The 24,770-nt window shown below is 52.6% G+C and carries 24 protein-coding genes and 1 other RNA gene; 24 read left to right on the forward strand and 1 reads right to left on the reverse strand.

What is annotated here, in order from left to right:
• The first annotated feature begins 24 nt into the window (after positions 1-24).
• The 23 genes from QZ310_RS01040 (at position 25) to QZ310_RS01150 (ending at position 21,858) form a co-directional block, all read left to right on the forward strand.
• Complete coding sequence (locus QZ310_RS01040; protein ID WP_297069441.1) at positions 25-624, forward strand: TetR/AcrR family transcriptional regulator; 600 nt, start codon at positions 25-27, stop codon at positions 622-624.
• Between the two features lie 27 nt (positions 625-651).
• A complete protein-coding gene (fabG, locus tag QZ310_RS01045; protein WP_297069443.1) occupies positions 652-1,398 on the forward strand; it encodes a 3-oxoacyl-[acyl-carrier-protein] reductase in 747 nt (248 codons plus the stop codon).
• Between the two features lie 98 nt (positions 1,399-1,496).
• Positions 1,497-2,084 carry a DUF4290 domain-containing protein gene (locus tag QZ310_RS01050; RefSeq protein WP_297069446.1) on the forward strand — a complete coding sequence of 196 codons (588 nt, stop codon included), beginning with the start codon at positions 1,497-1,499 and terminating at the stop codon, positions 2,082-2,084.
• 39 nt (positions 2,085-2,123) lie between these two features.
• Complete coding sequence (gene rimM / locus QZ310_RS01055) at positions 2,124-2,666, forward strand: ribosome maturation factor RimM (RefSeq protein WP_297069448.1); 543 nt, start codon at positions 2,124-2,126, stop codon at positions 2,664-2,666.
• A gap of 14 nt (positions 2,667-2,680) precedes the next feature.
• Positions 2,681-2,986 carry a hypothetical protein gene (locus tag QZ310_RS01060; protein ID WP_297069450.1) on the forward strand — a complete coding sequence of 102 codons (306 nt, stop codon included), beginning with the start codon at positions 2,681-2,683 and terminating at the stop codon, positions 2,984-2,986.
• A gap of 45 nt (positions 2,987-3,031) precedes the next feature.
• Positions 3,032-3,676 carry an OmpA family protein gene (locus QZ310_RS01065; RefSeq protein WP_297069452.1) on the forward strand — a complete coding sequence of 215 codons (645 nt, stop codon included), beginning with the start codon at positions 3,032-3,034 and terminating at the stop codon, positions 3,674-3,676.
• An 83-nt stretch (positions 3,677-3,759) separates the two neighbouring features.
• Positions 3,760-5,241, forward strand: coding sequence for a proline--tRNA ligase (proS, locus tag QZ310_RS01070; RefSeq protein ID WP_297069454.1), 1,482 nt, complete (start codon positions 3,760-3,762; stop codon positions 5,239-5,241).
• A gap of 464 nt (positions 5,242-5,705) precedes the next feature.
• Positions 5,706-5,981, forward strand: coding sequence for an HU family DNA-binding protein (locus QZ310_RS01075; protein WP_297069456.1), 276 nt, complete (start codon positions 5,706-5,708; stop codon positions 5,979-5,981).
• A complete protein-coding gene (locus QZ310_RS01080; protein ID WP_297069458.1) occupies positions 5,978-7,501 on the forward strand; it encodes an HU family DNA-binding protein in 1,524 nt (507 codons plus the stop codon). The genes QZ310_RS01075 and QZ310_RS01080 overlap by 4 nt, the downstream gene beginning before the upstream one ends.
• 311 nt (positions 7,502-7,812) lie before the next feature.
• Complete coding sequence (locus tag QZ310_RS01085; protein WP_297069460.1) at positions 7,813-8,808, forward strand: MoxR family ATPase; 996 nt, start codon at positions 7,813-7,815, stop codon at positions 8,806-8,808.
• A gap of 38 nt (positions 8,809-8,846) precedes the next feature.
• Positions 8,847-9,722 (forward strand): DUF58 domain-containing protein, encoded by an 876-nt coding sequence (locus tag QZ310_RS01090; RefSeq protein ID WP_297069462.1) that lies wholly within the window; start codon positions 8,847-8,849, stop codon positions 9,720-9,722.
• 87 nt (positions 9,723-9,809) lie between these two features.
• Entirely contained in the window at positions 9,810-10,832 is a 1,023-nt protein-coding gene (locus QZ310_RS01095; RefSeq protein WP_297069465.1) for a cell wall anchor protein, read from the forward strand.
• A gap of 9 nt (positions 10,833-10,841) precedes the next feature.
• A complete protein-coding gene (locus QZ310_RS01100; protein WP_297069467.1) occupies positions 10,842-11,828 on the forward strand; it encodes a VWA domain-containing protein in 987 nt (328 codons plus the stop codon).
• Positions 11,829-11,840: 12 nt separating this feature from the next.
• On the forward strand, positions 11,841-12,908 hold the full coding sequence (locus QZ310_RS01105) for a VWA domain-containing protein (RefSeq protein ID WP_297069469.1): 1,068 nt from the start codon (positions 11,841-11,843) through the stop codon (positions 12,906-12,908).
• Complete coding sequence (locus tag QZ310_RS01110; protein WP_297069471.1) at positions 12,905-13,699, forward strand: tetratricopeptide repeat protein; 795 nt, start codon at positions 12,905-12,907, stop codon at positions 13,697-13,699. The genes QZ310_RS01105 and QZ310_RS01110 overlap by 4 nt, the downstream gene beginning before the upstream one ends.
• A gap of 52 nt (positions 13,700-13,751) precedes the next feature.
• Positions 13,752-15,551 (forward strand): BatD family protein, encoded by a 1,800-nt coding sequence (locus QZ310_RS01115; RefSeq protein ID WP_297069473.1) that lies wholly within the window; start codon positions 13,752-13,754, stop codon positions 15,549-15,551.
• Positions 15,548-16,327 (forward strand): tetratricopeptide repeat protein, encoded by a 780-nt coding sequence (locus tag QZ310_RS01120; RefSeq protein ID WP_297069475.1) that lies wholly within the window; start codon positions 15,548-15,550, stop codon positions 16,325-16,327. The genes QZ310_RS01115 and QZ310_RS01120 overlap by 4 nt, the downstream gene beginning before the upstream one ends.
• 211 nt (positions 16,328-16,538) lie before the next feature.
• The gene (locus QZ310_RS01125; protein WP_297069477.1) at positions 16,539-16,799 is read left to right on the forward strand and encodes a DNA-binding protein; all 261 of its coding nucleotides are present in this window, start codon (positions 16,539-16,541) and stop codon (positions 16,797-16,799) included.
• A 122-nt stretch (positions 16,800-16,921) separates the two neighbouring features.
• A complete protein-coding gene (locus QZ310_RS01130) occupies positions 16,922-18,058 on the forward strand; it encodes a universal stress protein (RefSeq protein WP_297069479.1) in 1,137 nt (378 codons plus the stop codon).
• A gap of 108 nt (positions 18,059-18,166) precedes the next feature.
• Complete coding sequence (locus tag QZ310_RS01135) at positions 18,167-19,333, forward strand: AIR synthase related protein (RefSeq protein ID WP_297069481.1); 1,167 nt, start codon at positions 18,167-18,169, stop codon at positions 19,331-19,333.
• Between the two features lie 95 nt (positions 19,334-19,428).
• Complete coding sequence (locus QZ310_RS01140; protein WP_297069483.1) at positions 19,429-20,823, forward strand: transglycosylase SLT domain-containing protein; 1,395 nt, start codon at positions 19,429-19,431, stop codon at positions 20,821-20,823.
• 66 nt (positions 20,824-20,889) lie between these two features.
• Entirely contained in the window at positions 20,890-21,438 is a 549-nt protein-coding gene (locus tag QZ310_RS01145) for a DUF3332 domain-containing protein (RefSeq protein ID WP_297069485.1), read from the forward strand.
• Positions 21,439-21,450: 12 nt separating this feature from the next.
• Entirely contained in the window at positions 21,451-21,858 is a 408-nt protein-coding gene (locus tag QZ310_RS01150; RefSeq protein ID WP_297069487.1) for a VanZ family protein, read from the forward strand.
• Here the strand turns inward: QZ310_RS01150 and priA are convergent.
• Positions 21,814-24,282, reverse strand: a complete 2,469-nt coding sequence (gene priA, locus QZ310_RS01155) for a primosomal protein N' (RefSeq protein ID WP_297069490.1) — start codon at positions 24,280-24,282, stop codon at positions 21,814-21,816. The two genes, QZ310_RS01150 and priA, sit on opposite strands and share 45 nt — an antisense overlap.
• Before the next feature lie 103 nt (positions 24,283-24,385).
• On the opposite strand from priA, the gene rnpB reads away from it, so the two are divergent.
• Positions 24,386-24,743: RNase P RNA component class A (rnpB, locus tag QZ310_RS01160), an RNA gene on the forward strand.
• The last annotated feature ends 27 nt before the right edge of the window (positions 24,744-24,770 follow it).

The following is a 24,770-nucleotide window of genomic DNA, read 5'->3' on the forward strand; positions in this document are numbered from 1 at the left end:
GTTGAAAAGATTTAAAGTATGACAATGGCGTCAAAGACCCGCGAAAGACTCCTGGACGTTGCGCGTCAGCTCTTTGCCAGCAATGGCGTGGAGAAGACCACAATGAACGACATTGCCACCGCCTCCGACAAAGGGCGGCGCACTATCTACACCTATTTTAAAAACAAGAAGGAGATTTACGATGCGGTCATTGAGCGCGAGAGCGAAGCCATTGTATTGAAACTCAGAGCTGTCGTCACCTCCAACTTAGCCCCTGCCGAGAAGCTCAAACGCTTCCTCGAAGCCCGCTTCGACATTGTTGAAGAGACTATCCACGAATCAACGACAAGCCAGCTCCTGTCATACATCACCCTTGACTACAAGCGGCTCGAACGCATCCGCACTCTTGCGGTCGCGAAGGAACAGGGATTGATTTCACGCATGATTGACGAAGGCGTGCAGGCAGGGGTGTTTGACCCCGTGCAGGCAAAACTTCTGCCGGGTGTGTATCAGATGATTTTCCAGGGCTTTGATTTCTGTCATCTCCGCAACAACTTCTCACAGTTCAACATGACAGCCTCTGAGATACGCTCCTCTGTCATCAATTTTCTAATCAATACGATTATTGTAAAACCAACAATATAGTTCAACTAAACGACTTTTCGAAAAAAAATGAAATTACTTGAAGGAAAAGTAGCGCTCATCACCGGAGCCGCTCGTGGAATCGGCAAGAGCATTGCCCTTAAGTTTGCCCAGGAAGGTGCCAACATCGCCTTCACCGACCTTAACCGCGATGAAAACATGGAAGCTACCGAGAAGGAACTCGAAGCCCTCGGTGTCAAAGCTAAAGGATATGCATCAAATGCAGCTGACTTCGCTCAGACTGAGGAAGTCGTAGGTAAAGTAAAAGAAGACTTCGGCCGCATCGACGTTCTCGTCAACAATGCAGGTATAACCAAGGACGGTCTCATGATGCGCATGACCGAGGCTCAGTGGGACGCTGTCATCGCTGTCAACCTCAAGAGCGCATTCAACTTCATCCACGCTGTCCTCCCCATCATGATGCGTCAGCGCGAAGGCTCTATCATCAATATGGCATCTGTTGTCGGCGTTCACGGCAACGCTGGTCAGGCCAACTACGCTGCATCAAAGGCAGGCCTCATCGCCCTCGCCAAGAGTATCGCTCAGGAAGTCGGCTCACGCGGTATCCGTGCCAACGCAATCGCTCCCGGCTTCATCGAGACTGCCATGACTGCCGCTCTTCCCGAAGACGTGCGTAAGGAATGGGCCCTCAAAATTCCCCTCCGTCGTGCCGGTCAGGTTGAGGACATCGCCAATGTCGCAACCTTCCTCGCTTCCGACATGTCAAGCTATGTGTCCGGCCAGGTTATCCAGGTGGACGGCGGCATGAACATGTAATGAGCCGTTAACGTTTTTGACATAAGGAAAGGGTCTCCGTCACATCATTGACGCATCCCCTCTCCTTATGTCATTCCTTATATCAATAGCACTATCGAATGTTGACCTATAACACCCAACTCAAACATCTCATCCTCCCTGAATACGGACGCAACATCCATCAGATGGTTGACCACTGCCTCACCATCGAGGACAGGGACGAACGTACACGCTGCGCCAACTCCATCATCGCGAGCATGGCCAAGCTATTCCCGAAAATCCGTGAGGAAGAGGACTACCAGCGTAAACTGTGGGATCACCTTGCAATCATGAGTGATTTCAAGCTCGACATTGACTGGCCCTTTGAAATCCCCGAAGCCGACCATTTCAATTCACGGCCTGACAAAGTCCCCTACACTGCCGAACACATACGCTATCGCCACTACGGCAAGGATGTTGAGCTTATGATTCAGAAAGCGGTCAGCATGGAAGAAGGCCCGGAACGCGACGAACTCGTGCTCCTCATTGCCAACCACATGAAGAAACTCCTTCTCAGTGTCAATTCCGACGGCGTCGAGGATTCGAAAATCTTCAAGGATCTCGCCGAATACTCCCACGGTGCTCTCCGTCTTGATCCCGAGACTGTCAGACTTCATGAATTCAAGATTGTGGCGCCTCCCTCCACAAAGAAAAAGAAAAAGAGATAAGAGAGGACATATTACTAATTTTTCTAAAGTATACGGGACGTGATAAAGCTGTCGGAACTTGCCGAAGCCGGACATTTCAACAAAGCCCACGGCATAAAGGGTGAAATGTCGGCAACTCTTGATTTTTACCTCGATTTGAACGATGTGAAATGTATCGTGGTCGCAATCGAGGGTATTTTTGTGCCGTTTTTCATCAAGTCATGGCGCCCGAAGACAGCCGACACCTGCCTCCTGACCCTCGACGGTATTGACAGCGACGTGCAGGCACAGGAATTCAACAACCGCACCTTCTACATCCTCCGCTCTGACATTCCTGAGGACGACGAGGATGACTACGATGATGAAGACGGCTTCTACGCTTCTGATCTTATCGGCTACAAGGTTCACGACAACACCCTTGGAGACATCGGCATGATCTCAGGCATCAACGACGCCACCCAAAACGTCCTTTTTCTCATAACCACACCCCGCGGAAATGAAATCTTCATTCCTGTGGCAGATGAATATATCGTGGAGATTGACCACGACAACGAGACTCTCACCACCGATCTCCCCGAAGGACTCGTAGAACTTAACGACTGATAAATTTACTATATATGAAAGAATTTGACGAAAAAGAGGCCATAAAGGCAATGCGCGCCGTCCTCTCCGACGAAAACTCAAAACTTTATGATGATGACGAACTGCTCAATGTCATCGACATCATCTGGGACTGGTATGACGACCAAGGTCTCCTCGACATCGACGCCGAAGCCGATGATGAGGAGGTAAATACCGATGCCCTTATAAAGCATGTCGGAAAAATGCTTTCAAAAGACACTGACTCGCCCGTAAAGCGCGAGGATGTGGAACCGCTCGTCATGGCGGAACTCCGTTACGAACAATCTCTGGAGGATTTCTGATAAACAACTCCGGTTAACAATATATAATAAACATAACTGACATTTATGAAACGATTCATTTTAGCATCGTTGCTTGCCGTCGCAATGTCGGGACTCTCTCTTGGCCTGACGGCAAAGGAAAACAAGAATGACCCTTATGCCGGTTATGACGAGAGTGCCTACATGGATCTGGATCTTGAGGAAAATCTCAAAGTTCCTGCCGTGGGCAAATCCGAACATGCGGCCGTCAAAGCCTACATGAGCCGTATTGGCCATAATCTTGCTCAGAAAAACTACATTGTCGACCTCATGCGCGATGATGAGGTGGTTCTTGTCACGATTCCGACCGACGACCTCTTCGTTCCAAACGACACCCTCCTGAGCGCGACAGCAGCAACGAAACTCAGACCTATAATATCCCATATCACCGACCCGATGATGTTCAAGGTCGTCTATGCCGTGCATACCGACAACACCGGCTCCCCGACCTACAATCTCTGGCTTTCACACGAGCGCAACACATCCATATATGACTGGTTCCTCAACAACGTCAACGAGGACCTCATCATCATCCCCTACGAGCTCGGTGACACAGACCCGCTCGTCCCTAACGACAGCCGAAAAGGCCGTCGGGAGAACCGTCGTCTTGAAATATTTCTGATTCCCGGGCCAAAGTTGATTTCAATGGCTCAAAAAGGGACACTGAAATAACTGTGCGAAAGCATAAATTTTGTAATTTTGCACTCCATACAATCTCAAATTATCACAAAACTTAAGAATATAACCTCTATACAATGGCAAAGGAACTCAAAGATCTCACCAAACGTAGTGAAGATTATTCAAAGTGGTATAACGAACTTGTTGTAAAAGCCGACCTCGCCGAGCAGAGCGCAGTGCGTGGCTGCATGGTCATCAAGCCTTACGGTTATGCCATCTGGGAGAAGATGCAGCAGACTCTCGACAAGATGTTTAAAGAAACCGGCGTTCAGAACGCCTACTTCCCTCTTCTCATCCCGAAATCGTTTCTTTGCCGTGAGGCCGAGCATGTCGAAGGTTTCGCCAAGGAATGTGCCGTCGTGACACACTATCGTCTCAAGAACGATCCCAATGGAAACGGTGTCGTTGTCGATCCCGATGCCCGTCTTGAAGAAGAACTCATTGTCCGTCCTACTTCCGAGACCATCATCTGGGGCACATACAAGAACTGGATCCACAGCTACCGCGACCTCCCCGTGCTCTGCAACCAGTGGGCCAACGTGATGCGTTGGGAGATGCGTACCCGCATGTTCCTCCGCACAGCCGAATTCCTCTGGCAGGAAGGCCATTGCGCCCATGCAACCGCCGAGGAGTCAGAAGCCCGCACCGTGCAGATGATCAACATCTACGCTGACTTCGCCGAGAAATACATGGCAATGCCCGTGATAAAGGGTGTGAAATCAGCCAACGAACGTTTCGCAGGCGCACTCAACACCTACACCATCGAGGCCATGATGCAGGATGGCAAGGCCCTCCAGTCGGGAACTTCCCACAACCTCGGTCAGAACTTCGCAAAAGCTTTCGACGTGACCTTCGTAAACAAGGACAACAAGCCTGAGTATGTCTGGGCAAATTCATGGGGCGTGTCCACCCGTCTGATGGGTGCGCTTATCATGACCCACTCCGACGACAACGGCCTCGTGCTTCCTCCCCACCTCGCTCCCATCCAGGTGGTCATCGTGCCCATCTACAAGAACAGCGAGCAGCTTGCTGAAATCTCCGCCAAGGTTGAGCCTATCGTCAACCAGCTCCGCGCTCTCGGCATCAGCGTCAAGTATGACGACTCCGAGAACAAGCGCCCCGGATTCAAGTTTGCCGACTACGAGCTCAAAGGCATCCCCGTGCGTCTTGCAATCGGCGCGCGCGACATCGAGAACGGCACTGTCGAGGTCATGCGCCGCGACACTCTCGAAAAGCATGTGGCACCCCTCGAAGGCATCGCCGACTATGTTGCCAAACTCCTTGAAGAAATCCAGGAGAACATCTTCCAGAAAGCGCTCAAACACCGCGAGTCGATGACACGCACCGTCGAGACCTACGAGGAATTCAAGGAAGAAATCGAGAAAGGCGGCTTCATCCTCGCCCACTGGGACGGCACAACCGAAACAGAGGAAAAGGTCAAGGACGAAACCAAGGCCACAATCCGTTGCATCCCTCTCGACGGCGACGACACTCCCGGTTTCTGCATGGTCACAGGCAAGCCCTCAGCCCGTCGCGTAATCTTCGCACGCAACTACTAAGCCGGACTGCCGTCAGCGGCAATAAAGTCCATATCTGAACACCTCTATCAATTGATATACAGGACTTACTTGACAAAAGAGACAGATGAACAACCGGATTTCTAAGATTCATCTGTCTCTTTCTCATTTCTGGTATCCTCGGCCCTTTCATGCTTTAAACTTGACAATATTTTCAGCTCCACCATACCTGGATTTGACCCTGATGCAAATATGCTACAGAAAATTTAAAATAAATTAGCTGAAAAAAGTTTTTCTTTGTACCTTAGCGAACGAGAATACACAATCCGGTAAAAACAGCCCGTCTAAAATTGCAATAGTCATCCCCGCGACAATTCAGAGGAAGTTCTTGAGAGCCTCATTTTGATGGCGATAGGCATTACCGGACTTTACAGTAATATTCATTGAAGTTAAACAACGTCCGCGATACACGCTACGCAATTCGCGGCACCTTATTTTGATTGAAATTGGACAATAAAGCTTTTATCTCACGATTGTCAAAGCGCCTCAACCGCGAACCGGCCGAGGTGACGACCCTTGTCGATGGACTGAGCGTGATTTTCCGCGAAGCAGGCTCCGAACTCGACTCCATCGCTGTCCCCGGATTCGGGACATTCAAATCTTCCAAGACTGAAGAAAGAGTTATCACTGATGAAACCTCCGGTGAACGCAAGCTCTACCCGCCGGTGATTTCAATGGAGTTTCAACCAAGCATTGTCCTCAGGAAAAAGTTAGCACGATGAATCAGAAAATACCATTCCATGACCTCTCGGCCCGCATTGCCTCCGCAACGGGCATAAGCGAGGAAAGCGCAGAGCTTTTCGTCAAAAACTTCTTTGATCTCATCTCCGAAGCCCTCACTGCCGGGGAAAACGTCAGAATCAAGGAGATAGGCTCGTTTACAGTTATTGATGTTGACGGCGAGAGGACCGTCGAATTTGTCCCCGACAAGGAGATTACCGATGTCATCAATGCCCCATTCGCAATGTTTGAGGCCGTGACACTCAACGATGACCTTTCGGACGACATGCTCCTTGAAGTCGACCGTGAGCAGCAATCCGAGGAGACCAAGGAAACCGCGCAGCCCGAAGAAACTACTGTCACAGAAGAAACTACTGTTGTGGCAGAAACCACACCTTCGCCCGAAGAAACCGCTCCGGAAGCTCCCGAAGGGGAAAGCGAGACAGCCGAAGAAACTGCTACCCCCGCCGAAGAAGAGGCCACCACACTCGTTGAGGAAATAGTTGAGGACAAGCCCGTTGAGGCAAGCTATACCCTCAACATACCTGTCAACCCTCAGCCGGCCGAAACTCCACAAACTCCCGTCGAGGATACCCACATTGAGGAAACGCCCGTCGAGGAAACACCGGCTGCAGAAACACAAATAGAAGAAACCAAGATTGAGGAAACCGTCGTTCCGGCTGAAAATGCAGTCGAGGAGAAGACTGAGGAAATCATTGCTGAAAGCAAGCCTGCACCTCCCCCTGCAGTCGAAGAGCCTGTCGAGCATCGGGCCAGCAACTTCGGCACCCCGCAAGTCCTCACTCCTCCCGACATCAAACCGCTTCACAAGCCCGAACCTGCGCCCGTTCCCGAGCCGCCGAAAGCTCCGAAAGTCACCACCGCTCCGCAGCCCAAGCCTGTCAAAGAATTCGTCGATGACACGGAGGAATATGTCTCAACTCCGGCTCCGGCCAACGGAAACGGGAACGGCAACTTCTGGACCGGTTTTATTGTCGGCATCATTGTCGGTCTCGCCTTAGGCGCATGTGGCGTATATCTTGCCATTGACCACCTCTTCCCGACCATGCACCAGTCATCGGTGTTCAACAGCGAGGAAGAAAGCACCGATGACCTCCTTGAAATTTTCGCGACCGAGAATCAGAACGCACAACCCGCTCCTGAGACGGAGACTGCACCTGCTGCTGAATCGGCCGCTCCGGTAGCCGAAACCGCCACTCCGGCCCCGGCAGAAACCGCTGCCCCTGAGGCTGCCCCTGCGCCCGCGAAAGCCACTGCGGCAGTTGTCACCGACACCATTCGTCGCGGCTACCTTATCACCAATATGGCCAAGAAACACTATGGCAGCAAGGACTTCTGGGTCTACATCTACGAGGAAAACAAGGCGAAGATCCGCAACCCCAACAACATGCAGCCCGGCGAAGTCCTCGTGATTCCCGCAGCTGAGAAGTATGGCATTGACGCCTCCAATCAAGAGAGCCTGCGCAAAGCCCGTGCAAAAGCCGCTCAGATCCTCCGCTGATTCTCCCGGTCGGGCATAATTGCGCCTTCCCCCATTCCGGACAGTCTCGTGAGTGAAACATCTCACGCTTAGGACTGTATGGCAAACGCCTCCGTAAAGCCGTCTGTCGACGTTCTGCGACAGCCTTTGCGGAGGCGTTTGCCATTCACATTTCTTTGCACGGATTTCTATATTGTTAAACGAAAAATAGCTAAAATTAACACACTTTTTTCACACAATAATTGTTGTTATTTATAATTTTGTATTCCATTTCATCAACTTTGAAGGAATTTTAATTAAAACATTATATACGAAACTTCACTACTGAAACTATGAGCGAGTCAGTAAACATCCGCGAACTCAACGATCTCGTTGCCGGAAAGAAAGACTTTATAAATCTTGTCACGCGAGGGATGGATCAGACCATAGTTGGTCAGAAGCATCTGGTAGATTCACTTCTCATCGCGCTCCTCTCCAACGGGCATGTACTCCTTGAAGGTGTCCCCGGTCTTGCGAAGACCCTTGCCATCAAGACCCTCGCCCAGATTATCGACGCAAAATATAGCCGTATCCAGTTCACCCCCGACCTCCTTCCTGCCGACGTCATCGGTACAATGATCTACAGCGTTCAGAAAGAACAGTTCCAGATCAAGCGCGGCCCGATTTTCGCCAACTTCGTACTTGCCGACGAAATCAACCGTGCCCCCGCCAAGGTTCAGAGCGCATTGCTCGAGGCCATGCAGGAGCGCCAGGTGACAATCGGTGAAAAGACCTTCAAGCTCGACGAACCCTTCCTCGTCATGGCTACCCAGAACCCCATCGAGCAGGAAGGCACCTACCCCCTCCCCGAAGCGCAGGTGGACCGTTTCCTCCTCAAAGTCATCATCGGTTACCCCTCCAAGGAAGAGGAGAAGCTCATCATCCGTCAGAACATCTCCGGCGAGAAGGTTGAGGTACGTCCCCTTCTCCATCCCTCTGAAATCATCGAGGTGCAGAAGATTGTTGAGAAAATCTATCTCGACGAGAAGATTGAGCGCTACATTGTCGACATCGTTTTCGCAACCCGTAATCCAGCCGACTACAACCTCAAGGACCTCGCAGGCATGATCAGCTTCGGAGCTTCACCCCGTGCGTCAATCGGTCTCGCAAAGGCTGCGCGTGCCTACGCCTTCCTACGTGGCCGTGGCTATGTCATCCCCGAGGATGTCCGCGCCGTCTGCCACGACGTGCTCCGCCACCGTATCGGCCTCACCTACGAAGCTGAAGCCAACAACATCACCACCGACCAGGTCATCTCTGAAATTCTCGACAAGGTCGAGGTGCCCTAAACCCTACCCCATAACCACAACCATTCCGCGTCCTCCGTATGGAAGCTAACGAACTGCTTAGAAAAGTTAGAAAAATTGATATAAAGACCCGTGGACTCTCCCAAAACATATTTGCGGGAGAGTATCACACGGCTTTCAAAGGTCGAGGCATGACCTTTTCGGAAGTCAGGGAATATCAATATGGTGATGACGTGCGCGACATCGACTGGAATGTCACCGCACGCCACAATCACCCCTATGTGAAAGTCTACGAAGAGGAGCGTGAGCTGACGGTTATGTTGCTCATCGACGTGTCCCGGAGCCGCCTCTTCGGTGCGGTCGGTGAGGAAAAGCGCGAGATGATTGCCGAGATAGCCGCTACACTCGCCTATTCGGCGATTACAAACAACGACAAAATCGGTGTCATCTTCTTCTCCGACAAAATCGAGAAGTTCATCCCCCCGAAGAAGGGAAAGAAACACATCCTTCTCATCATACGCGAACTTCTCGACTTCACCCCCGAAAGTCCCGGCACCGACATCGGCGTGGCACTCCGCTATTTCACCGATGCGCTGAAAAAGAGATGCACCACCTTCGTCATCTCCGACTTCATCGACAGTCATGACTACACCCGCCAGTTGCAGGTGGCCTGCAACAAGCACGACATCATCGCCATTCAGGTCTACGACAAACGCGACACCTCCCTCCCCGACGTTGGTCTGATGCGCGTGATGGACCTTGAAACAGGTGGCACCCGATGGGTCAACACCTCCTCCAAACAGACTCGTCAGGCCTACGGCAAATGGTGGTATGAACGTCAGCAGGCCATGATGGCGACATTGAGCAAATGTCGCGTGGACCATACCTCGATCGCGACCGACGAGGATTTTGCACGCTCCCTCATGGCCCTCTTCAAGAACCGTGGTGTCCGCTGATGCCGAACCATCCGCCTCACCATCTCCACAACTCCTCCTCAACCGACTCTCACAAATCAATCCAAGAGTTACATACTTAAAAAACTTATGTTTCGACCGCTACGCATATTATTGATAAGTCTCACAGCCATGTTCGCCGCCTCTGCCACCGCGCAGAGTCCGACCGTGAAACTCAGCCTTGATTCAGCCTTCCTGCTGATGGGACGCACCACGCCGCTCCATCTTGAGCTTGTCGCTCCCGCCAACCCTGAAGGCCGGCTGCTTATCCCGAAGGATTCGATGTGTGACAAAGTCGAAATTCTCGAACTTCTGAAAGCCGACACCACTCAGCTTGGCAACGACCGCATCGAAGTGAAGCAGGACATCGTCCTCCAGTCCTTCGACTCGGGTGTCTACCGCATGAACCCCATCATGTATGTCGTCGGCAACGACACTTTCCGCTCCAACCGACTCGTGCTTAAGGTCTATCCCGCAGATGTCGACTCGCTGGAGACAATCCATGACTATGCTGACGTCGCCGACGTTGACCGCAGTTTCATTGACTATCTCCCCGATTTCATTGTTGACTACGGTCTGTGGATTCTCGCCCTCATAATCGTGCTTGGCGGAGGTGCCTACGCCTTCTATCTTCTCAAACGCAAGAAAAATCCGTTTGCAGCTCCCGCTCCCAAGCCTGTGCCACCCTACGAGAAGGCTGTCGACGAGCTCAACCGTCTCCGCTCCGAGAAACTTTGCGAGAGCGGTCGCGAAAAGGAATTCTACACCCGCCTTACCGACATTCTGCGTGTCTACCTTCAGGGTCGCTTCGGCATAAACGCAATGGAGATGACCTCAACACAGATCCGTCAGACCATTCAGGCCAACGAGGAGGCAAAACTCTCGAAGGAAAACATGGAGCGCGTGCTCGAAACCGCCGACTTCGTGAAATTCGCGAAAGTCCGTCCTCTCCCCGACGACAATGTCCGCGCCTTCACCTCCGCAATGCAGTTTGTCGAGGACACCAAGCCCAAACCCGCTCCTGCCGAGGAAGCCTCTGAAGAAGAAGGCAAGAATGCAGTTTCCGGGAAGGAAGAAGGCAAAAAGAACGAAAACAACAACCCAAAACCATAATTAGCGAAAATGTTACTGGCAAACCCCGGATACCTTTGGCTGTTTCTGCTGTTCATACCGCTCATAGCATGGTATATCTATAAGCAGCGCTCGCTCTATGCCTCCATGGAAGTGTCGACCGTCTCGGCCTTCGGAAAGGCACCGCGCTCTCTGCTTGCATCCCTGCGCCACATTCTTTTCATCCTGCAGCTCGGCGCCATCGGTTGCGTCATCATAGTGCTCGCACGTCCGCAGACACGCGACTCGTGGAACACATCGAGTGTCGAGGGTACCGACATCGTAATCGCGATGGACATCTCGACCAGTATGCTGGCGCGCGACTTCAAGCCCGACCGTTTCGAGGCAGCAAAGGATGTGGCAGCTAAATTCGTCGCCGGACGTGAGGGCGACAATATCGGCGTGGTCATCTTCGCGGCTGAAAGCTTCACCGCCATCCCAATGACCACCGACCGCTCCCTCATCGCCAACTATATCGGCGACATAAAGATGGGTATGCTCCAGGACGGTACGGCCATCGGCGACGGTCTCGCCACATCAATCAACCGCATCAAGGACGGCAAGGCCAAGTCGAAGAGCATCATCCTCCTCACCGACGGCTCCAACAACACCGGCAACGTCGCTCCCATCACTGCCGCCGAGATTGCCAAGCAGCTTGGAATCAAGGTCTACACCATCGGCATCGGCACCAACGGCACCGCTCCCTATCCTCAGGAAAACATGTTTGGCCGCATCGAATATGTCAACCTCCCCGTTGTCATTGACGAAGCCACACTCAAGACAATCGCCGAGACAACCGGCGGAAAATACTTCCGTGCCACCGGCAACAATGTCCTCAAGGACGTATTCGCCGAAATCGACCGTCTTGAAAAAACCAAAATGGATTTGAGAAACTTCACAAGCACCGAGGACGACTATCTCCCCTGGGCCATCGCTGCCCTCAGCCTCTTCGGTCTTGCAGTTCTCCTCCGCTACACCGTTTTCAGGACAATCCCCTAAACAACTCTGTCTATGATCTCGTTTGCATATCCACATCTGTTATATCTGCTGTTTCTGCTTCCCGCAGTGGCCGCCCTTTTCATCTGGACACGCTACAGCCGCCGGCGCAAGCTTGCGCGCTATGGCCGTCCCGAAGTCATCGAGGCCTTGATGCCGGAAGTGTCGAAATACATGCCTTGGGTCAAGATGGTGCTCTCGCTTCTCGTCATCGCGGCACTCGTCTTCATGATTGCGCGCCCGAGGGCCACAGGCGGTCTCGAACCCGACGCTTCCGAGACGAAGACCTCGCGCGGTATCGAAGTCATGGTCTGCCTTGACGTCTCGAACTCCATGCTCGCATCCTCGACCGACGATGACCATGGCATAAGCCGTCTCCAGCGTTCAAAGCATATCCTTGAAAAACTCATCGACAAGATGACCAACGACAAGGTCGGTCTCATCGTTTTCGCCGGAGATGCCTACACCCAGCTCCCCATCACTTCCGACTATATCTCGGCTAAAATGTTCCTCAACGGTATCACTACTGATATGGTTCCCACTCAGGGTACCGCTATCGGTGCCGCGCTTGAAATGGCGATGAACTCCTTCACGCCTAACGATGACATGGGCAAGGCCATCGTGGTCATCACCGACGGCGAGAACTTCGAGGACAATGCTGTCGAGGCGGCCAAACGCGCTGCAAGCGCCGGAATACAGGTCGATGTTATCGGTCTCGGAACATCACGTGGTGCGCGCATTCCCGTCGGCAAGGACAAGTACATGATTAATCCGATGACAGGCGAAGAAGTTGTGACTCGCCACGACGAGGAGACAGCCGCACAGATCGCCAAGGCCGGCAACGGTATCTATGTCAACGGCGCTTCCAACTCATCCATTGACGCTGTCGACCAGAAGATGGACGAACTCGAGCAAGGCGATTTCGAACGCAAATCCTTCTCTCCCCAGAGCGAACAGTTCCCGATTTTCGCCTTCATCTCGCTCATCCTGCTCGTGATTTACTCAGTGACAGTGACACGCAAGATTTCATGGCTCAAAAAATACCGTTTCTTCACTAAAGAAGAGGAAGGAGGCAAGAAATGAAAAAGATTTTACTTTCACTCATGGCTGCACTCGCCGTTACGCCCGTAATGGCCGAGAGCAAGTCGACATCGACACGCCATGAGCGCAACTATATCGTCGAAGGCAACAAGCTCTACAACGAGCAACGCTATGCGGAGGCCGAGGTTGCCTACCGCAAGGCCCTGCAGGAAAACGCCATGAACGAGATCGCGCAGTTCAACCTCGCTGCCTCGCTCCTGCGCCAAGGTTCCGCTTCAGGCGAAACCCAGAAAGAGGCTACCAATATCCTGCAGAACCTCACACGCGATGCCGAGAATATCGCTATCGCTGAAAAAGCGTTCTATAACCTCGGAAACATAGCCTTCAACGGTCAGGACTACGCGAAGAGCATCGAACTCTACAAGAACGCCCTCCGCCGTAATCCCGACAACGACAAAGCCCGCGAGAACCTCCGTCTGGCTCAGAAACGTCTTGAAGACCAACAGAATCAGGACCAAAACCAAGACCAGAATCAGGACCAGAACAAAGACCAGGACAAAAAAGACCAGAACAAGCAGGATCAGAATCAGGACCAGAACCAAAATCAGGATAAGAACAAGGACGACAAGCAGGACCAGCAGCAACAGCAGCAGCAACCTGACCAGAAGCAGCAGAATCAGCCTCAGCAACAGCAGGGCGGCATAAGCCAGCAGAATGCCGAGAAGATTCTGAAAGCAATGGAGAACGAGGAGAATGCTACCCGTGCCCGTGTCAACGCCGAGAAGAAAAAGACCGGCGCACCCTCACGCCGTCCCGTCACCAACCCCTGGTAAGAAAATTCAATCTCTACGGAAACAAGATTCAACCTCACAAACTGACATCTGAATGAAACGTTTCATCCTATTTATATTGCTTGCCGTGCTCGTCGGCCCCTTGACACTTCGGGCAGAGGTAAGCTTCACAGTCAAGCCGCCGACCCGCGTCTATGAGGGCCAGCGTTTCCCCGTGACCTTCCGTCTCTCGAACGCCGAAGGTTCGGACCTGAAGGTATCGCAAATCAACGGCTGTACGCTTCTCTACGGCCCCTCAGTATCGACATCGCATAGCTATCAGGTGATTAACGGAAGGGAATCGTCCAATTCCGTGACTGAATATACATATTACTACAAGGCCGACAAACCTGGTACTTTCACCATCCCGGCCGCAACTGTCGTTGCCGATGGAAAGCGCTACTCGACAAAGGCCGTAACCTTCACCATCTATGACACCGATGCAGCCAACACTCCCGCATCGCAGCGCCCGGTAGATGTGAACGATGTCGACACCCAGGCTGCAGGCCGACGTGTCAACAGCGATGATGTCTTCGTGAGAATCATTCTTTCAAAATCCTCGGCCTACGAGCAAGAGGCAATCGGATGTACAATCAAGCTCTACACCAAGTACAGCATCTCATCCTTCCTCCCCACCCGTCAGCCCGCATTCGACGGTTTCTTGATTCAGGAAGTAGACCTCCAGCCCTCGCTCAATCAGGTGGAGACCTACAACGGTCAGAACTACATGACCGCCATCCTTAAGAAATGTATCATCTTCCCGCAGAAGAGCGGAAAGCTCACCATCAACTCCGGCAACTACGACATCTCCGTTGTTCAATACGACAACGTGAACATGGGCATGTTCCAGGTGCGTCAGCCCAAGGAGGCCAAAATCAAGGTCAACTCCAACTCAGCTTCAATCAACATCCTTCCCCTCCCCCAGCCCCAGCCGGAAGGTTTTGCCGGTGCGGTCGGAACATTCAAGGTTGACAGCCGTCTTGTCGGAAACTCTTTCCGTACCAACGACCCCGCCACTCTCATCTACACAATCAGTGGTACCGGCAACATCAAGTATGTCAAGGAGCCTGTCATCGACTTCCCCTCTGAATTCGAGCAGTACACTCCGAAGAGCGACATTCAGGCCACCGTGCAGGGCAATGATGTCACCGGCAGCATGACAGTCGAATACACCTTCGTTCCCCAAAGCGTCGGTGACTTCACCATCGGCAGCGACAAGTTTGTCTACTTCAATCCTCAGGCCAAACAGTATGTGACCCTCAACACCCCCACCTATCCCATCAAGGTTGCGAAGGGTGTCTCCGCTCCCGTCACCGCTGACCAGAAGGATGTCGAGAACAAGAATTCCGACATACGCCACATCTACCTTGGCGACAAGAATCCCGCCAAGGAACATTCAATGGTCGTTCTCCAGTCGTGGTACTGGTTCCTTTATCTCGGCCTCCTCATCATCGCGATAGCTCTCATCGTCATGAACCGCCGCAATACCCGTCTGAACGCCGACATCACCGGTCGCAAGACAGCGAAGGCAAGCAAGGTTGCGCGCCGCCGCCTCAAAGCTGCCGAAGGCTTCATGAAAGCCGGCGACAGCGACAAGTTCTACGAAGAGATGCTCCGCGCTCTTTGGGGCTACCTCTCCGACAAACTCGCAATGCCAGTCTCCCAGCTCTCGCGCGACAACATCTCGGCCACACTTTCGTCGAAAGGCTACTCCGAGGAGAGCGCCGAAGCCATTGTCTCCGTACTTGACGACTGCGAGATGGCACGCTACACCCCCGACAGCTCAAGCCGGATGGACAGCGTGTTCGAGCGCGGTGTCAATGCCATTAACCAACTTGAAAGCAACAGAAAATGAAACATATATTCTCACTGCTCATCATAATCGCCTGCTGCTTTTCGGCAAAATCAGAGTCATCTCTTATCCAGCAGGCGGATTCAGCCTACACAGCCGACAATTTCAAGGAGGCTGCCGACACCTATCTTCATGTCATCGCCACCGAGGGCACATCAGCAACCCTCCAATACAATCTCGGCAACTGCTACTACCGTCTCGGCGAGATGGGCAAGGCGATTCTTGCCTACGAGCGCGCCCTGCGTCTCGATCCCACTTTCGATGATGCGCGCAACAACCTTGACTTCGTGAATTCAAGGATAGCCGACCGTCCCGGTGAGCGCGGGACCTTCCTCGGCAACGCTCTCGATGCCGCCGCCAACTCATCCCGCTCCAACGTCTGGGCGTGGCTGGCATTCGCTTGCTTCACCCTCACAATCCTCGGCGCGCTGGCCTACATATTCTCTTCTGCCGTCGCAGTCCGCAAAGTCGGTTTCTTCGGAGGCTTCCTCGCTCTCCTCGGATGTTTCTGCTTCGTCTATCTCGCCTTCCGTTCGGCTGCCATCGCGACTGCCGACAATGTCGCTATCATAACCTCGCCTTCAACAATCCTCTCGACAAGTCCCCGTGTCCCGAAGGACCGCACTCAGGAAGCGATGCTTCTTCATGAGGGAACCCGCGTTGAAATCCTCGATTCAGTACGCTCAACCACTGATTCAATCAATTCTCTGTGGTATGACGTGCAGGTTGACAATGCACACCGCGCATGGATCAACGCAGCCGCCGTCGAGAAAATCTGAGAGCGGGGATGGGTTTAATTATTGTCACTCAAAAGGTTATTTTAAGAATGAAAAGTTCAAAATAAAAACGTGTTTTAAAACATAGATTTTTTTTTCTTCTTTTATTTGCCTGAATAGAAATTAAACCCTAATTTAGTGACGTGGAAATCAAAATTACAAACCCACACATACAACAAAACTCAGTATTAACCCCCAAACACCTATAAGTATCATGACTAAAACTATCTCGTTCAACGATCTCCGTCGCATCAAAGACAGTCTGCCCGATGGTTCAATCCGCCAGATAGCCGACAAACTTAACGTTACCCCCCAGACAGTCAGAAACTACTTCGGTGGCACAAACTATGAATTCGGTAAGAACTGTGGCGTTCACATTGAACCGGGCCCCAACGGCGGTATTGTAGTCCTCGACGACACTACCATTTATGATATGGCACTCGAAATTCTCCAGGGACAAAACAAGGAAGAGTAATCATCACAAAAACAGGAAAATATCAACGAAAGGACAAAAAGACGCTGCTTGCCAACGACTTTTTGTCCTTTCGTCCGTTTTAACAGTGGTACTAACATCTATAATCATCATCAATGACGCCCATGCAGCCTGACAGATTTATAACCATCGCCATTCATACTTACGAAAAGGCACATCAGTTGAAAAACATCCTCGAATGTGAAGGCATCGAGGTCGCGCTCCAGAATGTCAATCTCACCAATCCTGTCGTATCATCCGGCATAAGGGTGAGAATCCACGAATGTGACCTCCCGATGGCGCTGAGACTGATTGAGAACATCGAGATTTTCTCGCCCGAAGCAGTCAGGGAGTGTCCCGACGGAGGGCCGGAGATATTGGTCCCGACCGACTTCTCTACCTCCTCGGTCCAGGCTTGCTTCCTCGCCTTCCACATAGCCGCCATCCACAAGGCCCGCATCAAACTCCTCCACTCATTCTTCGACCCTATCGTTGCCAACAGCGCATCACTCCAGTTATCGGATTCGATGACCTTCGACGGCACTGCCGATGCTGTCGAGCAGATTGAGGAGGACAAGACGCTGACCGAGATAAGCAAGAAGCAGATGAAGGACTTCGAGGCAAAATTGCGTGAGAAAATCAAGGACGGCGTCATCCCTCCTGTAATGTTCTCATCGGAAATCACCGAAGGACTTCCCGAAGAGGTCATCAACAGCTACTCATCCTCCCACCATCCCTTCCTCATCGTCATGGGCACCCGTGGCACCGACAAGCAGAACCGCGCGATGCTCGGAAGCGTGACAGCCGAGGTGCTCGACACCTGTCGCTCGACCGTCCTCACCGTCCCCGAATCGCTGCGCTTCAAACGCACCGACGAAATCCGCGAGGTGGTCTATTTCGCATCCTCAAAGCAGCAGGACATTCTTGCGCTCGATGCCCTCTACCGTCTCTTCCCCGATTGCGCGCTCTCGGTCAACCTCACATCTCTCCCGACAAAAAGAAAACCCGACGGCGACCCCGCTGCAATAGCCAATCTCCTCGACTATTGCCGCAAGAACTATCCGGCCTATACGTTCAAATCAGTCCGTCTCTCCCTTTCCCACGAGATGGAGGAATTCGAGGGGCTCGACAAGGAGCTGCACGTCGACATGATTGCAGTCCCCACTCCGCGCAAAAACATCTTCGCCCGTCTCTTCAACCCGACCCTCGCCCATAAGCTCCTCTTCCACTCCGACATCCCGATGCTCTCGATTCCCGTATAAAATATGCGGCTGTTGAGGCCTCCATTCGGCATTTTTTTGTAATTTTGCAAAAATTTAATTTAAACCAACCATCCCTCACATTTGTTGAACTTTCAATTACGAGACATTATGAGTGACCAGCGCTATAATCTTCGCGGTGTTTCAGCCTCCAAGGAGGATGTCCATAACGCAATTAAAAATGTTGACAAGGGCATTTTCCCCCACGCATTCTGTAAAATCATCCCTGACATCCTCGGTGGAGATCCGGAATGGTGCAACATCATGCATGCCGACGGAGCAGGAACAAAATCCTCGCTTGCCTACGCCTACTGGCGCGAGACCGGCGACCTTTCCGTCTGGAAGGGTATCGCGCAGGACGCTCTCGTCATGAACATCGACGACCTCCTCTGTGTCGGTGCTGTCGACAATATTCTCGTTTCATCTACAATTGGCCGAAACAAGAACCTCATCCCCGGCGAAGTTATTTCTGCAATCATCAACGGCACTGAGGAACTCCTCGCCACTCTCCGCGAAATGGGTGTCGGCATCTACTCTACCGGCGGTGAGACCGCCGACGTGGGCGACCTCGTCCGCACAATCATCGTCGACTCTACGGTGACTTGCCGTATGCGTCGCGCCGATGTCATCAACAACGCCAACATCAAGGCCGGCGACGTTATCGTAGGCCTCGCATCCTTCGGTCAGGCAAAATACGAAGACCGCTACAACGGTGGCATGGGTAGCAACGGACTCACCTCCGCCCGCCACGATGTCTTCGCCAAATATCTCGCCGAAAAATATCCCGAGACATTTGATGCTGCAGTTCCTGAAGATCTCGTCTACTCAGGCTCAAAGCACCTCACCGACGAAGTCGAGGGCACAGGCCTGACAGCCGGACAGCTCGTGCTCTCTCCCACCCGCACCTACGCTCCCGTCATCAAGAAACTCCTCAGCGACATGCGCGACGAGATTGACGGTATGGTCCACTGCACAGGTGGTGCCCAGACCAAGGTGCTCCACTTTGTCGAGAACAAACACGTCATCAAAGACAATCTCTTCCCCGTGCCCCCGCTCTTCGAACTCATTCAGAAGGAAAGCGGCACACCGTGGAGCGAGATGTATAAGGTCTTCAACATGGGTCACCGCATGGAGATCTATGTCCGCCCCGAAGCAGCCGCCAAGGTGATGGAAATCGCTGCCGGATTCGGCATTGAGTCACGCATCGTCGGCCGCGTCGAGGACGCACCGTCCAACCGCCTTACCATCAAGTCGGAAGCCGGAGTGTTCGAGTATTGATTCCACGACCCGAAAGGGCCGGAATCCCGAATCCCTCTGTCTCGCCGGCAGGATGTAAACATAACTGATTTATAACATTAATCAACATATTTACTATGAGAAGAGGGATTCTCACCGCACTCGCCGTCATTGGCATCGGCGCACTGACATTTTCATGTGGAGGAAACGGCAACACATCCGGAAAAACCGTTCAGGATTCAGGACATCACAAGTTACCCGACACCCTCCGTGTGGCCACTCTCTACAGCCCCGAAGCTTATTTCATCTACCGAGGCCAGGAGATGGGCTACGACTATGAACTCGTCACAGCGCTTGCCGCCGACAAGGACATGACTCTGAAAATGGAAATCGCGCCGTCGCTGTCCCGCGCCGTCGAAATGCTCGATTCCGGACTGGTTGACCTGATTGCCTACGAAGTGCCTGTCACGGCTGAATACAAGGACCGCGTTGTCCCCTGCGGGCCGGAAAACATAACCACACAGGTGCTCGTGCAGCCCAAAAAGGGTGAAGAGGAACTGATAACGGATGTCACCGACCTCGTCGGTAAGGATGTCTACGTCGAGTCCGACTCGAAATACGAAGCCCGCATCCGCAATCTCAATCAGGAGGTCGGAGGTGGAATCAACATCCACACCGTCGACCGCGACACGATGATTACCGAGGACCTCATTGCAATGGTCAGCGAGGGGAAAATCCCCCTCACGGTTGTCGACAGCGACATTGCCCGCATCAACAAGACCTACTACAATGATCTCGACATCACCCTCCCCCTCAGCTTCGAGCAGCGTTCGAGCTGGGCAGTGGCTCCCGATAAAGCATGGCTCGGCGACAGCATCAACTCATGGCTCAACAGCGACAATCCCCGTCAGGAACAGGCTCAGCTCCTCAAACGCTATTTCGAGCTCAGCAAGAATGACCCGAACGCGAAATACTATGCGCTGAACGGCCCCGGAGTGTCGCCTTTCGACCACCTCTTCAAGCGCTACGCCGCAGACTATGACTGGGATTGGAAACTCCTTGCTTCGCAGGCCTACGTCGAAAGCAAATTCGATTCGACAGCCGTATCGTGGGCAGGAGCAAGAGGTCTGATGCAGATAATGCCGAGAACGGCCAAGGGCTACGGAGCTTCCGCAAAAAGCGTCATGAAGAACGACGTGGCGATTGAAACCGCCCTCAAGTTCCTCAACGACCTCGACCGCCAGCTCACAAAACTTGTACCTGACGAGAAAGAGCGCAAGAAATTTGTCATCGCCTCCTATAATTCCGGACTAGGACATGTGAAAGACGCCATCAATCTGGCTAAGAAATACGGATTGAATCCTCAGAAATGGGACAACAATGTTGCAAAGGCAATCCTTTGGAAATCCAATCCGAAATACTACAAGGACCCGGTGGTGAAATTCGGATATTCACGCGGACGCGAGACCTACGACTACGTCAACCGTGTCTATGCCTTCTACAACAAGGCCAAGACAAAGGCTGTGGCATAAGGAACAGACAGTCAACCAAGTTCTATAACAACCCTTTTTACTAACTCATCACTTTACATTATTCTAATGAAAAAACGCTTTTTACCCGTTGCAATCGTACTGACGCTTTGCGGTTCGATGCTCACCACCTCCTGTATCGGCAGCTTCGCCCTCACCAACAAGCTCCTGAGCTGGAACCAGCAGATTGACAACAAGTTCGTCAACGAACTCGTATTCATCGCCTTCTGGATTGTACCTGTCTATGAAGTGGCTGCTCTCGCCGACGTTCTCGTCATCAACTCAATCGAATTCTGGAGCGGTGACAACCCCGTGGCCTGCGGAACAAAGGTCATTGACGGCAAGGACGGACGCTATATCGTCGAATGTGATGGAAAGGGATACACCATCACATCTGAAAACGACAAATCGGTCGTGCGCCTCGACTTCGACAAGGAAGACCAGAGCTGGAGCGTCGCTCTCCCGAACGGTGAAAGCTACGAACTCGTGACCTTCATTGACGAAACCCATGTCTCAGTTCCCGGAATGGATGGCTCACGCAACGTGGTTGAGCTTTCTGAAAACGGTCTCATGGCCTACCGTCAGATGATGAACCAAAGCCTCATGGCTGCAAGATAAGCACGAAAAAACATGAAACATCTGCGATGGATTCCACCCTATCAGCTTACGCTCGCGGTGGGCATCGTCATACTCTACCTTACCCTCCTTCCCAAGCCATTTGGGGAGGAGGATATTCCTTTATTCCCGGGAGCCGACAAGATTGCACACTGCTGCATGTTCGGTGGCCTGGCGCTTACATATATATTCGAACGTCACCGCGCAGGGCGCACCCTCAATCTCCGTGGCGCGTTCATTGCCGTCGTCTGGGTTTGTGTTTTCGGAATCGCCGTTGAATTCATGCAGAATGCCATGCATATAGGACGCAGTGGTGACATCGCCGATGCTGTCGCCGACACCATCGGAGCTTTTGCTGCAATCCCGCTCTGCTATGCCCTACATTGGATCAACATCGTAGTAAAGCACGGCACCGGAAAGTAGTTTCCGGTTGGTCATCTCGATTCTGACATCATTCAGAAGTTTCTTGACTTTTGTTATCGAAGCGTTGTTTTCGATTTTAAGCATTATCCTCCTTATATACATTGACTGCACACGGGCAACGTATGGCTCGTCAGGCCCGCTCACGCGGTTGCCGAGAAGTTCGCGCAGACGCGCGGCATATTCAAATGACATGGTCGACACCGCAGCCTGATCGCGGTGTTTCAGATAGATATAGATGACACGCACGAAGGGAGGATAGTTGTATTGACGGCGCTCCGCAAGTTCATGCTGATAGAAACCCTTGTAGTCATGCTGAAGGAGGAACGACAGGACGGGATGTGACGGATTGTAGGTCTGGATTGCAACAATGCCGTTGTCGTTACGCCGACCCGCGCGTCCTGCCACCTGCTCAATCATATTGAAAGCCCGTTCGGCAGAGCGGAAATCCGGAAAATTTATCACACTGTCGGCGTTGACCACCCCAACGGTGCTTACACGGTCAAAATCCAGTCCCTTGGTGACCATCTGTGTGCCGACAAGAATCTGTGACTTCCCCTTGGAGAAACTGTCGATTATATTCTCATAGCTGTCCTTGCTGCGGGTAGTGTCGAGGTCCATGCGCGCTATCGTCGCATTGCCGAAAAGCGACTCCACTTCCTCCTCGACTCGCTCAGTCCCGTAGCCAAGCACCTCTATACCCGGCTCCTGACAGGCAGGACACACGTCCGGCACTGCGTAGGGGGTAGCGCAATAGTGACAGACGAGTTTGTCGACATGACGGTGGTAGGTCAGCGAGACATCGCAATTGTTGCATTTAGGGACATAACCACAAAGTCTACATCTTGCAATCGGCGCATATCCGCGTCGGTTTATGAAAAGTATCGACTGCTCGCCTCGCTTGAGCGATTCATTGACGAGCCGTTCGGTCTCGAAAGCGAATGTACCGCTCACAAGCCCCTTTTTCCTTGCATCCGACATGTCGATGACTCTCATCTCCGGCAGTTTCATCCCCTCGAAACGCTCTGTCAGTTCAACGAGGCCGAAGCGTCCGGTGGTTGCCTTGTAGTATGTCTCAATCGAGGGGGTCGCACTTCCAAGGAGGGTCTTGGCTCCGTGCATCGACGCAAGCACCATCGCTGCATCACGCGCATTGTAGCGCGGTGCGGGATCCTGCTGCTTGTAGGCACTCTCATGCTCCTCGTCGACTATCACAAGGCCGAGTGATGCAAATGGCAGGAAGACTGACGAGCGCGCTCCGATGACCACACAGGGTTCCGATGATTCAAGAAGCTTCTTCCAGAGGTCGACACGCTCATTGTCGGAAAATTTTGAATGGTAAATTACCACCTTGTCGCCGAACACCCTCTGCAACCTGCCTGTGAGTTGAGTGGTCAGAGCAATTTCCGGAACAAGATAAAGCGCCTGACGACCGTTGCGGATGACATAGTCAATCAGATGTATGTAAAGCTCAGTCTTACCGCTCGATGTCACCCCGTGAAGCAAGGTGACATCATGTTCAAGCCATGATTTATGGACGGCATCGAGCGCCGCACCCTGCGCGTCGGTCAGCACCGGCAGCTTACCGCTCACGAGACCGGAATAACTGAAACGGTTGACCTCCTTGGTGTAGATTTCCACTATTCCCTTCTTTGCCATAGCCGCAACGACGGTGGTCGTGACAGCCGCGCGCTCTATAAGTTCCGTGCGGGTGACCTCGTTGAGTTCCCCACCCTGTCTCATGAAGCCCGACAGCTCTATAAGTGCAAGAAGGGCCTTTTCCTGCTTGCCACCACTCTTCACGCTGTCAAACACCTTGTGGAGCGCATCGGAATCCCCTTTCGGAATCGCAAGGCGGACGTAGGTCTCCTTGCGTGAGCGGTAACGCTCCACCAGATTTTCAGAAATCATCACCGCCTCCTTTGCCAGCAGCGAGTTAGCCACACTGACAATGTTGGCGAAACCCGTTTTCTTGGCAATGACATCGAGCGGCATTTTCTTGTCGGTGCTGAGCAGAAGCTCCATCACGGCCAGTTCCCGCTGATTGAGCCGTTCATCCTCCCGCTCCTCATAGTCAGGATTGGGCATTATGAAAGTCTCGCTTTCCACCTTCAATCCTGCCGGCATAGCCGCGCGCATCACCTCACCGGGAGTACAGAGATAGTAGTCGGCTACCCACTGCCAGAATTTAAGCTGCGGATGCCTCACGACCGGACGCGAGTCGAGCTGAAACGCGATGTCCTTCACCTCATAATCCTCCGGCCCTATATTGCTGAGACCGGTGACAATACCGGTGTAAAACTTCTTACGGCCAAACGGAACAATGACCCTGTGACCGACACTCAGCGTGTCGGACATCTCGGCGGGTACCCTGTAGGTGAAGCTCCCCATGATGGGAACGGGAACAAGAACATCTGCGAATGTCATGACAAAAAATGTATAAGAACGTGTAAAAATACAATAAATCCGTCGCAATGGCAACGGTTTTGAAAATTATTTGTACCTTTGCCCCTACGGTAGCAGGACGCTTGTGTCGCTTGCCGATGGAGGTTGATCTCCGGAGCGGCAAGAGGAAAGTCCGGGCAACACAGAGCACCATACTTTCTAACAGTGAGCTGTCGGCGACGGCAGAGTAACGTGACAGAAAATAACAGCCCGTCTCCCCTCTGAGGGATTCAGGCAATGGTGAAAAGGTGGGGTAAGAGCCCACCGGGTACCGTGGCGACACGGTATGCCGCACGTCTTATGGGTTGCAAGGCCATGTATACCGGCGCGTTGCAAGTCAGACCGGTTTCCGGTGACGGCAACAATGGGCTGCTCGTCCATAGCCGGGGGGTAGGCTGCTCGAGTGCCGAAGCAAAGCGAGGCACCGCTTAGATAAATGACACGGGCGCCGCGGCAACCTTCAGGGCAAC

It is taken from the genome of uncultured Duncaniella sp. (assembly GCF_910577345.1).
Taxonomy (GTDB): Bacteria; Bacteroidota; Bacteroidia; order Bacteroidales; family Muribaculaceae; genus Duncaniella.